The sequence below is a fragment of the Hydrogenophaga sp. 70-12 genome (assembly GCF_001897365.1).
Classification (GTDB): domain Bacteria; phylum Pseudomonadota; class Gammaproteobacteria; order Burkholderiales; family Burkholderiaceae_C; genus Hydrogenophaga; species Hydrogenophaga borbori.
Window position 1 is genome coordinate 1 of sequence record NZ_MKSS01000401.1, and the last position, 9,411, is coordinate 9,411.

The following is a 9,411-nucleotide window of genomic DNA, read 5'->3' on the forward strand; positions in this document are numbered from 1 at the left end:
GTTCTTCACGCGCAGGTTGGGGCGGTACCAGTTCTCCAGGTAGTCGCGGATCGCGTAGTCGTTGGCCACGGTGTAGCCGGCGATGAAGTCCATCGCGTCGCCGCGCTTGACGTGTTTCGCGGTGCGGCCGATGACCACCGCGAGCTCGCACTCGTAGTGCATGAACGCCACGCCGGCCGGGCGCACGGTGAACGCCCGGTGGCCGATGAGCGAGGCTTCTCCCTTGGCGAAGGCCAGCGGTTCGGTGGGCGGCTTGAAGGCGAGTTCCTTGGCGTGGTCGGCGTAGTTCAGGCCCAGGGCCAACACGGTGCGCGGGCGCGGCACGGGCGCCAGCGGCGGCAGCCAGACCACCTCGTCGGCGGCAACCCGGCGGCCCTTGAAGGCGGGCGTGAGCAGCTCCAGCTGGCCGTCGCGCTCGATGGCGTCGTGAACCGCGCCGGCCCAGGCGATGCGGGCTCTTTTCATGAGAATCGTGCCCCCACGCTCTGCGCCAAGGCGCTGCCGCGGCCCCCCGAGGGGGCCCTCGCGACTGGGGGCGGCCCGGCGTCGCTCGCCTCCTCCGCCACGAAGCGCTGCAGGACCGGCTTGAGGCCCGGTGCGCTGATTTCCACCGCGTCGCCGGCGGCCACGCGCGGGCGCGTGCCGTCGGTCAGCACCTCGCTGCCAATCAGCAGCACGTCACCGGGGCGCAGGGTCATGAATTCGCCGACGTCTTTCAGCAGCGTGGGGATGTCGCGCACCAGGTCCTTGAGCGCGGTGGTCTGCTGGTGCACGCCGTGCAGGCGCAGCTCCAGCTCGAGCGCGGCCAGGCCCCCGATGCCGCCCAGCGCCGCCAGCGGCGTGGGCTCCAGCGGCAGGCCCAGGAAGCCGTCGCGGTTGCGGAACTTCATGGGCGGGCGGTAGTAACTCTCGTGCGCCAGGCTCAGGTCATTGACCAGCAGGGCGTGCGTGGGCGCGCCGTGTTCGCCGATCAGCAGGCCCAGGCTGGCCGATGCCTCGACCACCTCGCCCGCCGGCAGGGCCACGCTGGCGCCGTGCGGCGCGAAGGTGTTGGCCGTCTTCACGTACAGCACGGGCGCCTTGGGCGCGCCGCCATAGGGCTTGTCGCCCATGCGCGGCTGCCAGTGCGCGTATTCGCCGCGAAAGTTCAGCAGCGTGCCGTACACGGTGCCCGGGGGCACCCATCCATGGGCAGTCATGCCGCCTCCTCATCCAGGTTGTCGTCCACGTCGCCTTCGAGGGCGATCACCTCGTCCAGCAACACATAGAGCTGCGCGAGCCGCGCCTTGCTCAATCGCTCCTCCAGCCAGGCGTAGTGCGCCTCGATGGTGGCGGACAGCTTGCGCACCAGCTTCAGGCCCGCCGGCGTGGCGCGCACCACGGTGCGCCGCGCGTCCTGGCTGCAGCGCTCGCGCGCGATCAGGCCGTCGCGCTCCATGCGCGTGAGCACGCCGGTGAGGCTGGGGCCCAGCAGAAAGGCCTCGCGCGCGATGCGCCCGGTTTCGATGCCGGCGGGGTCGCGCGCGTGTTCACCCAGCACGCGCAGCACGCGCCACTGCTGGTCGCTCAGGCCGTGCTCGCGCAGGCTGGGCCGCGTGTGCTGCATCACCGCCTCCCGCGCCTGCAGCAGCAGGCGCGGGAGGTTGCGGTGGGTGAAAGTCTTGTCGATCGGGTCCATGGCGATTTATTTAACATGTTAAATGAAATCGCCCGATCCGCCTACCCCAGCCCGTTCTGGGGTTTTCCCGAGCCGGGGCCGTCAGTCGATGGTGGTGCCCGAGGCGCGCACCACCTTGCCCCAGCGCTCGGTCTCGCTGCGCACGTAGGCGGCCAGCTGCGCCGGGCTCATGGCGGCGCTCACGGGCTCGAAGCCGTCGCCTTCCAGGCGCGCGCGCAGCGCCGGGTCCTGCATCACCTTGCCCAGGGCTTGCGCGCAGCGGTTGATGAATTCGGGCGGCGTGCCGGCCGGCGCCACCAGGCTCTGCCAGGCCACGGCCTCGAAGTCCTTGGTGCCGGCCTGGCCCGATTCGGCGATGGTGGGCACCTCGGCCACGGCGGGCTGGCGCTTGGCCGAGGTGACGGCGATGGCGCGCAGCTTGCCCGCCTTGACGTGGCCCAGCGCGGGCGGGATGTCGCTGAACATCAGGTCGATCTGGCCGCCGAGCAGGTCGGTGATGGCCGGGCCGCTGCCGCGGTAGGGCACGTGCTTGAGGTTGGCGCCGGTGGCGGCCTTGAACATCTCGGCGCCCAGGTGGTGCGGGCTGCCGTTGCCGGCCGAGCCGTAGACCAGGCCACCGGGGCGCGACTTGGCCAGCGCCACCAGCTCGGCGATGCTTTTGACCGGCAGCGAGGGGTTCACCACCACCAGCAGCGGCACGGCGCCGATCATGCCGATGGGCGCGAAGTCCTTGGCCGGGTCGTAGGCGAGCTGCTTGTGGAGCCAGGGGTTGATGGCCAGCGTGGTGCTGGTGGCCACCAGCAGGGTGTTGCCGTCGGCCGCGGCGCGCGCCACCTGGGCCGCGCCCACGCCGCTGCCGGCACCGGGCTTGTTCTCCACGATCATGGTGCGGCCCAGCAGGGGCGACATCTGCTGCGCGAGCATGCGCCCCAGCAGGTCGGTGGTGCCGCCGGGCGCGTAGGGCACGACGATGGTGATGGGCTTGTCGGCCTGCGCGAAGGCGGCGGGCGCGGCGCTGGCGGCGCACAGGGCGGCGAGCTGGGTCAGGGCGTGGCGGCGGTTCATGGCTTGTCTCCTTGGGGTGAATGGTGTCAGGCGGGCACGGCGGCGCCGCGCAGGCGGTCGATCAGCGCGAGCGGATCGGCGGGCGGCGCGTCGCCGCGCCAGGCCACGTGCTGGTCGGGGCGCGAAAGCAGCAACGCGGTCGTGTAGAGCGCGCCGGCCTCGCGCGGGCTCAGGTCCAGCACGCGCAGCGGCACGCCGCGCGCGCGCGCCGCGTCCTCGAGCGGGCGCACGTCGACGCCGGGGTCGCGGCGCAGCAGGGTGTAGTCGGGGCCGAGCGCGTCGTAGAGCGAGCGGCCGTCGTCGAGCCAGACGTGCGGCGTGCGGCAGCCCGGCACGGTGGAGGGCGTGAAGCCGTCCATGGTGTAGCCGGGCGCGGCTTCGCCGTCGTAGGCGATCAGCGGAGAGTCGTCGTAGAAGTAGCCGAAGTTCAGGCCGCCGCAGCAGTACTGGCGCACGTTGAGTTCGTACAGCGCGGCACCGGCCCGGGCGCGCGCGGCCGCACCGGCCTCGCCCGCGTCCTCGATGCCCGCGGGCACGCCCTCACGTTGGGCCTGCAGGGCCAGCGCGTGGTTCATGGCGAAGCGCGAAACCTGCTCGGTGATGGGCTGGCGCTCGCGCTCGTAGGCGCCGAGGATGGCCTCGCCGGCCCAGCCGTTCAGGTGCGCGGCCAGCAGCCACGACAGGTTCATCGCGTCCGCGATGCCGGCGTTCATGCCATAGCCCGCCATGGGGATCCACAGGTGCGCGGCGTCGCCGCAGATGAAGACGCGGCGGTCGCGGAAGCGGTCGGCCACGAGGCGGCGGCCGATCCAGTCTTCCTTGCTGATGATCTCGTACTGGAAGTCCGGACCCACGCCCAGGATCTCGCGGATCGCCCAGTCGCGGTCAACGGACTCGAAATCGGCCTCGTCGGCCTTGAGGTAGTTGTGCAGCAGCCAGGTCTCGCGCCCGTCGATGGCGTAGACGTTGCCACAGCGGCGCGGGTTGAGCGAGAAGGTGGCCCAGGCCGGGCCGTGCTTGGCCAGGCCCAGCAGCGCGGGCGCGCGGAAGTAGGTGGACTGCACGCGGCCCACCTCGTCGGTGCCCGAGAGCTTGGCGCCGATGCTCTTGCGCACCAGGGAGCGGCCACCGTCGCAGCCGATCAGGTAGTCGGCCCGCAACTCGATGGCCTCGCCGCTGTCCAGGTTCACGCCGGTGGCGCGCACGCCGGCCTCGTCCTGCGCGACGGCGTCGATGCGCGTGCGGTTGAGGATGCGCAGGCCGCTCTGGCGCTCGGCGTGCGCGAACAGCACGGGCTCCAGGTAGATCTGGTTGATGCGGTGCGGCGGCTCGGGCGTCGGCCACCAGGTGTCGGGGCCGCCGGTGGCCGTGTAGCGGCTCTGGCGCGCGGGGATGGGGATGCGCGAAAGCTCATCGCCCGTGAAGCTGGTGCGATAGGACACGTCGTTGGGGTAGTCCGCCGGCAGACCGGCCTCGCGCAGCGCGCCGGCCACACCGAGGCGGCGAAAGATCTCCATCGAGCGCGCCGACACGTGGTTGCACTTCACATTGGGCGGCTCGCCGCGGTGGCGGGTCTCGGCCACCAACACGGCGATGCCGCGCTGGGCGAGGTCCATGGCGAGCGTCAGGCCCACCGGCCCGGCCCCCACGATCAGCACCTGCGCACGCAGGGTCTGGGTCATGCTGGTCTCCATTCAACAGACGAAAGCCGACAATTACAGGCCTTCGCGCGCCGCGTGAAAAATGAAACTTCGATGGCGATTCATAAAAAACCCGCACACCTCGGCAGCCTGCCCTCGGTGCGCCAGTTGCGCGCCTTCGTGGCGGTGTACGACAGCGGCCAGCTCTCGGCCGCGGCCGAGGCCCTGTCGCTGACGCAGCCGGCCGTGACCGTTCTGCTGCGCGAGCTGGAGGCGCGCCTGGGTGTGCGCCTGTTCGACCGCAGCACGCGCAGCCTGCGCCGCACCGAGGCCGCGGTCGAGGCCATCGGCCACGCGCGGCGCGCGCTGGCCGAGATGCAGGCCCTGAGCGGCGGCATGGCGGCGCTGGCGCGCGGCGAGCGCGGGCGCCTGCGCATCGCGGCTACGTCCACGGTGGCGCAGACCCTGCTGCCGGCGGCCGTGCGCCGCTACCTGGACCGCTACCCCGGCATCGAACTGCAGATCGACGATTGCGCGCCCGGCGAGTTCGCCGAGCGCGTGCTCGCGGGCCATGTGGACCTGGGCCTGGGCACGCTCGAAGGGCCCACGCCCGGCCTGTCGCAGCGCGTGGTGCTGCGCGATCACCTGGCCGCGATCGCGCCCGCCGGCCCGCGCTTTGCCGCGGACCGGCCACTCACCTGGAAGCAGCTGGCGGCCTGGCCGGTGATCGCGGTGCGCCCGGGCTACGGCGTGCGGCGGCGCATCGACGCGGCGGCGCGCGCGGCCAGGGTGGAATTGCGCATCGCACACGAGGTCTCCCTGCTCACCACCGCGGTGGCTCTGGCCGCCGCCGGCCTGGGCGTGGCCGTGGTGCCGGGCAGCGTATTCGCGCCCGCGCTGCACCCCGAACTGGTGGCGCGGCGCCTGGTGCGCCCGCTGGTGGAGCGCGACACCGCCGTGGTGTTCAAGAGCGACCGCTCGCTCTCGCCCGCCGCGCAGGCGTTCGCCGAGCTGCTGGAGCGCGGCGGCGCCTGAGCCCCGGACCGCGCACGGGCCCTGGGACATTGCCGCCTGCCTACACTCGCACCATGAACCGACTCACCGAGCTGCTGGGCACGCGCTGGCCCTTGATCCAGGCGCCGATGGCGGGCGCGCAGGGCGCGGCCCTGGCATTGGCGGCGGGCGAGGCCGGTGCCCTGGGCTCCCTGCCCTGCGCCATGCTGGCGCCCGAGGCCATGCGGCGCGAGCTGGACCTGCTGGCCGCCAGCGGGCGGCCCTACAACGTCAACTTCTTCTGCCACACGCCGCCCGAGCCCGACGCCGCGCGCGAGGCGGCCTGGCGCGCGGCGCTGGCGCCCTACTTCGCCGAGATCGGCCTGGACCCGGCGACGCTGGCGGCCGGCCCGGGCCGGCTGCCCTTCAGCGCGGCCGCCGCCGACGCGCTGGAACCCTTCCGGCCGCGCGTGCTGAGCTTCCACTTCGGGCTGCCCGCGCCCGAGCTGCTGGCGCGCGTGAAGTCCTGGGGTTCGGTGGTGCTGAGCTCGGCCACCACGGTGGACGAGGCGGTCTGGCTGGAAACCCACGGCGCGGACGCGGTGATCGCCCAGGGCCTGGAAGCCGGCGGGCACCGAGGCCACTTCCTCAGCCACGATCTCACGCGCCAGACCGGCACCTTCGCGCTGCTGCCGCAGGTGAAGGCCGCCGTGCGCGTGCCGGTGATCGCGGCCGGCGGCATCGCCGACGCGGCCGGCGTGCGCGCGGCCATGGCCTTGGGCGCCGACGGCGTGCAGGTGGGCACGGCCTACCTGTGCAGCCCCGAGGCCACCACCAGCGCCCTGCACCGCGCCGTGCTGCAGAGCGAGGCCGCGCGCCACACCCAGCTCACCACCCTGTTCACCGGCCGGCCCGCGCGCGGCGTGCCCAACCGGGTGATGCGCGAGCTCGGCCCGCTGAACCCGGCCGCGCCCGCCTTCCCGCTGGCCACCGCGGCCATCGCCCCGCTGCGCGCGCACTGGGAGAAACAGGGCAAGAGCGATTTCACGCCGCTGTGGTCGGGCCAGAACGCCAGCGGCTGCCGCACCGCCGGCGCGGCCGAGATCACGCGCGCCTTGGTCGAGGGCTTCGGGCCGATATAGTCCCGGCCTCATGGCCAAGGACAAGACGATCTACACCTGCGGCGAGTGCGGCGGCACCAGCCCGCGCTGGCTGGGCAAATGCCCGCACTGCGGCGCCTGGAACACGCTGGTGGAAGGCGTGGCCGAGGGCGGCGGCGCGCCGCCGAAGAACCGCTTCGCGGCGCTGGCCAAGACCAGCGAGGTGATGCCGCTGTCGCGCATCGAGGCCCGGGACGTGCAGCGCACGCCCACCGGCCACGAGGAGCTGGACCGCGTGCTGGGCGGTGGCATCGTCGAGGGCGGCGTGGTGCTGATCGGCGGCGACCCCGGCATCGGCAAGTCCACCCTGCTGCTGCAGGCCCTCGACAGCCTGCAGCGCGCCGGCCTGCCCACGCTCTACGTGACCGGCGAGGAAAGCGGCGCCCAGGTGGCGCTGCGCGCGCGCCGGCTCGGCATCGAGGGTTCGCAGGTGCAGGTGCTGGCCGAGATCCAGCTGGAAAAAGTCCTGGCCACGCTGGACGCCGAGAAGCCCGCCATCGCGGTGATCGACTCGATCCAGACCGTCTATTCCGACCAGCTCACCAGCGCCCCGGGCTCGGTGGCCCAGGTGCGCGAGTGCGCGGCCCACCTCACGCGCGCGGCCAAGGCCTCGGGCACGGCCATCGTGCTGGTGGGCCACGTGACCAAGGAAGGCGCGCTGGCCGGCCCGCGCGTGCTGGAGCACATGGTGGACACCGTGCTCTATTTCGAAGGCGATACGCACAGCAGCTTCCGGCTGATCCGCGCGATCAAGAACCGCTTCGGCGCGGTCAACGAGATCGGCGTGTTCGCCATGACCGAGAAAGGCCTCAAGGGCGTGAGCAACCCGAGCGCGATCTTTCTCTCGCAGCACGCCCAGCCGGTGCCGGGCAGCTGCGTGATGGTCACGCTGGAGGGCACGCGGCCGCTGCTGGTGGAGCTGCAGGCCCTGGTGGACAGCGGCGGCCCCAGCCCGCGCCGCCTGAGCGTGGGCCTGGAGCGCGACCGCCTGGCCATGCTGCTGGCCGTGCTGCACCGCCACGCGGGCGTGGCCTGCCTGGACCAGGACGTGTTCGTCAACGCCGTGGGGGGCGTGCGCATCAGCGAGCCCGCGGCCGACCTGGGCGTGATGCTGGCCATCACCAGCAGCCTGCGCGGCAAGCCGCTGCCCAAGGGCTTCCTGGCCTTCGGCGAGGTGGGCCTGGCCGGCGAGGTGCGGCCCGCGCCGCGCGGGCAGGAGCGCCTGAAGGAGGCGGCCAAGCTGGGCTTTTCCGTGGCGGTGGTCCCCAAGGCCAACCTGCCCAAGAAGAACGACAAGGCCTTCGACGGCCTCACCGTGCATGGGGTCGAGCGCATCGAAGAGGCGCTGGATCTGGTGCGCCGGCTGGAATGACGCGCGCGCGGCGGATCGCGCGCCCTGCAACGGACATTGGAACGACATGAACCTTCGACGCATCGCCATGGCCCTGATCGGCGCCGCCCTCCTGTTCTGGGGCCACTGGCAGTTCGGCTGGGCCGGCGTGGCGGCCGTCGGCGGCGGCCTGGTCCTGTGGCTGCTGCTGCATTTCACGCGCCTGATGGCGGTGATGCGCCGCGCCGCCCAGCGCCCGATCGGCCACGTGGACAGCGCCGTGATGCTGAACTCGCGCCTGCACGCGGGCATGCCCCTGATCGGCGTGATCGGCCTGGCCCGGGCCCTGGGTGAGCTGGCCTCCCCTGAAGGCGAGCAGCCCGAGGTCTACCGCTGGACGGACCCGGGCGGCGCCTCCGTGCAGGCCCGGTTCGCCCACGGCAAGCTGCAGGACTGGGGCCTGAAGCGCCCCGAGACGGACGCCCCCGCCGGCCCAGCGCCCCGGGCGGCGCCGTAAAATCGCCGGTTGACCCGAATACCCCCCATACCCCAAGGAAACCCATGAGCGCACCCGTTCCCTCGATGTCCGACCGCGACGGCAAGATCTGGATGGATGGCCAGCTGGTGGACTGGCGCGACGCCAAGATCCACGTGCTCACCCATACCCTGCACTACGGCTGCGGGGCCTTCGAGGGCGTGCGGGCCTACGACACGGTCAACGGCACGGCCATCTTCCGCCTGCAGGAACACACTGAGCGCCTGTTCAACAGCGCCAAGATTCTGCGCATGAAGATCCCCTTCACCGTGGAGCAGGTGAACGAGGCGCAGAAGGACGTGATCCGCGCCAACGGCCTCAAGAGCGGCTACATCCGCCCGCTCACCTGGATCGGCGACAAGAAGCTGGGCGTGAGCCCCAAGGGCAACACCATCCACCTGAGCGTGGCCGCCTGGGCCTGGGGCGCCTACCTGGGCGACGAAGGCATGAAGCGCGGCATCCGCGTCAAAACCAGCAGCTACACCCGCCACCACGTCAACATCACCATGACGCAGGCCAAGGCGGTGAGCAACTACACCAACAGCATCCTGGCCAACACCGAGGCCACCGACGAAGGCTACGACGAGGCCCTGCTGCTCGACTCCTCCGGCTTCGTCAGCGAAGGCGCGGGCGAGAACATCTTCGTCGTCAAGGGCGGCGTGATCTACACGCCCGACCTCTCCGCTGGCGCGCTCAACGGCATCACGCGCAACACGGTGTTCCACATCGCCAAGGACCTGGGGCTGGAGATCGTCCAGAAGCGCATCACGCGCGACGAGGTCTACATCGCCGACGAGGCCTTCTTCACCGGCACCGCCGCCGAGGTCACGCCGATCCGCGAACTCGACCGCATCGAACTGGGCAGCGGCTCGCGCGGCCCGATCACCGAGAAGATCCAGAGCGCCTTCTTCGACATCGTGAACGGCCGCAACCCCAAGTACGCCCACTGGCTGACCAAGGTCTGAGCGGAGCACAGCATGAGCAAGGCGGTGATCGAACTCAAGGCCAAG

General features: G+C 72.0%; 10 protein-coding genes. 5 read left to right on the forward strand and 5 right to left on the reverse strand.

Translation table 11 applies throughout. The features are described 5' to 3' along the window. The 5 genes from BGO22_RS20525 to BGO22_RS20545 form a co-directional block, all read right to left on the reverse strand. On the reverse strand, window positions 1–465 hold a 465-nt coding region (locus BGO22_RS20525; protein ID WP_286852329.1), incomplete at its 3' end, for a fumarylacetoacetate hydrolase family protein. After that, window positions 462–1,199, reverse strand: a complete 738-nt coding sequence (locus BGO22_RS20530; protein WP_286852331.1) for a fumarylacetoacetate hydrolase family protein — start codon at window positions 1,197–1,199, stop codon at window positions 462–464. The genes BGO22_RS20525 and BGO22_RS20530, both read right to left, overlap by 4 nt. After that, complete coding sequence (hpaR, locus tag BGO22_RS20535; protein WP_070400255.1) at window positions 1,196–1,678, reverse strand: homoprotocatechuate degradation operon regulator HpaR; 483 nt, start codon at window positions 1,676–1,678, stop codon at window positions 1,196–1,198. Before hpaR ends, BGO22_RS20530 begins: the two co-directional genes overlap by 4 nt. 81 nt (window positions 1,679–1,759) lie before the next feature. Then, window positions 1,760–2,743: a Bug family tripartite tricarboxylate transporter substrate binding protein gene (locus BGO22_RS20540; protein WP_286852332.1), complete on the reverse strand. Its 984-nt coding sequence runs from the start codon at window positions 2,741–2,743 to the stop codon at window positions 1,760–1,762. Between the two features lie 26 nt (window positions 2,744–2,769). Beyond that, entirely contained in the window at window positions 2,770–4,425 is a 1,656-nt protein-coding gene (locus BGO22_RS20545) for an FAD-dependent oxidoreductase (protein WP_286852333.1), read from the reverse strand. A 72-nt stretch (window positions 4,426–4,497) separates the two neighbouring features. Here BGO22_RS20545 and BGO22_RS20550 point away from each other — a divergent pair, with 72 nt between their 5' ends. The 5 genes from BGO22_RS20550 to BGO22_RS20570 are packed head-to-tail and all read left to right on the forward strand — an operon-like array spanning window position 4,498 to window position 9,366. Then, window positions 4,498–5,418: a LysR family transcriptional regulator gene (locus BGO22_RS20550; protein ID WP_286852334.1), complete on the forward strand. Its 921-nt coding sequence runs from the start codon at window positions 4,498–4,500 to the stop codon at window positions 5,416–5,418. 53 nt (window positions 5,419–5,471) lie between these two features. After that, window positions 5,472–6,518 carry an NAD(P)H-dependent flavin oxidoreductase gene (locus tag BGO22_RS20555; protein WP_286852335.1) on the forward strand — a complete coding sequence of 349 codons (1,047 nt, stop codon included), beginning with the start codon at window positions 5,472–5,474 and terminating at the stop codon, window positions 6,516–6,518. Between the two features lie 10 nt (window positions 6,519–6,528). Beyond that, on the forward strand, window positions 6,529–7,908 hold the full coding sequence (gene radA, locus BGO22_RS20560; RefSeq protein ID WP_286852336.1) for a DNA repair protein RadA: 1,380 nt from the start codon (window positions 6,529–6,531) through the stop codon (window positions 7,906–7,908). Window positions 7,909–7,954: 46 nt separating this feature from the next. After that, entirely contained in the window at window positions 7,955–8,383 is a 429-nt protein-coding gene (locus tag BGO22_RS20565; protein ID WP_070400249.1) for a glycerate kinase, read from the forward strand. Window positions 8,384–8,427: 44 nt separating this feature from the next. After that, window positions 8,428–9,366 (forward strand): branched-chain amino acid transaminase, encoded by a 939-nt coding sequence (locus BGO22_RS20570; protein ID WP_070400248.1) that lies wholly within the window; start codon window positions 8,428–8,430, stop codon window positions 9,364–9,366. The last annotated feature ends 45 nt before the right edge of the window (window positions 9,367–9,411 follow it).

Excerpts from the sequence above, each read along its gene's own strand:
- BGO22_RS20565 (WP_070400249.1), top strand. The coding sequence starts at position 7,955 with ATGAACCTTCGACGCATCGCCATGGCCCTGATCGGCGCCGCCCTCCTG.
- BGO22_RS20570 (WP_070400248.1), top strand. The coding sequence starts at position 8,428 with ATGAGCGCACCCGTTCCCTCGATGTCCGACCGCGACGGCAAGATCTGG.
- BGO22_RS20530 (WP_286852331.1), bottom strand. The coding sequence starts at position 1,199 with ATGACTGCCCATGGATGGGTGCCCCCGGGCACCGTGTACGGCACGCTG.
- radA (WP_286852336.1), top strand. The coding sequence starts at position 6,529 with ATGGCCAAGGACAAGACGATCTACACCTGCGGCGAGTGCGGCGGCACC.
- BGO22_RS20550 (WP_286852334.1), top strand. The coding sequence starts at position 4,498 with ATGGCGATTCATAAAAAACCCGCACACCTCGGCAGCCTGCCCTCGGTG.
- BGO22_RS20540 (WP_286852332.1), bottom strand. The coding sequence starts at position 2,743 with ATGAACCGCCGCCACGCCCTGACCCAGCTCGCCGCCCTGTGCGCCGCC.
- BGO22_RS20545 (WP_286852333.1), bottom strand. The coding sequence starts at position 4,425 with ATGACCCAGACCCTGCGTGCGCAGGTGCTGATCGTGGGGGCCGGGCCG.
- hpaR (WP_070400255.1), bottom strand. The coding sequence starts at position 1,678 with ATGGACCCGATCGACAAGACTTTCACCCACCGCAACCTCCCGCGCCTG.
- BGO22_RS20555 (WP_286852335.1), top strand. The coding sequence starts at position 5,472 with ATGAACCGACTCACCGAGCTGCTGGGCACGCGCTGGCCCTTGATCCAG.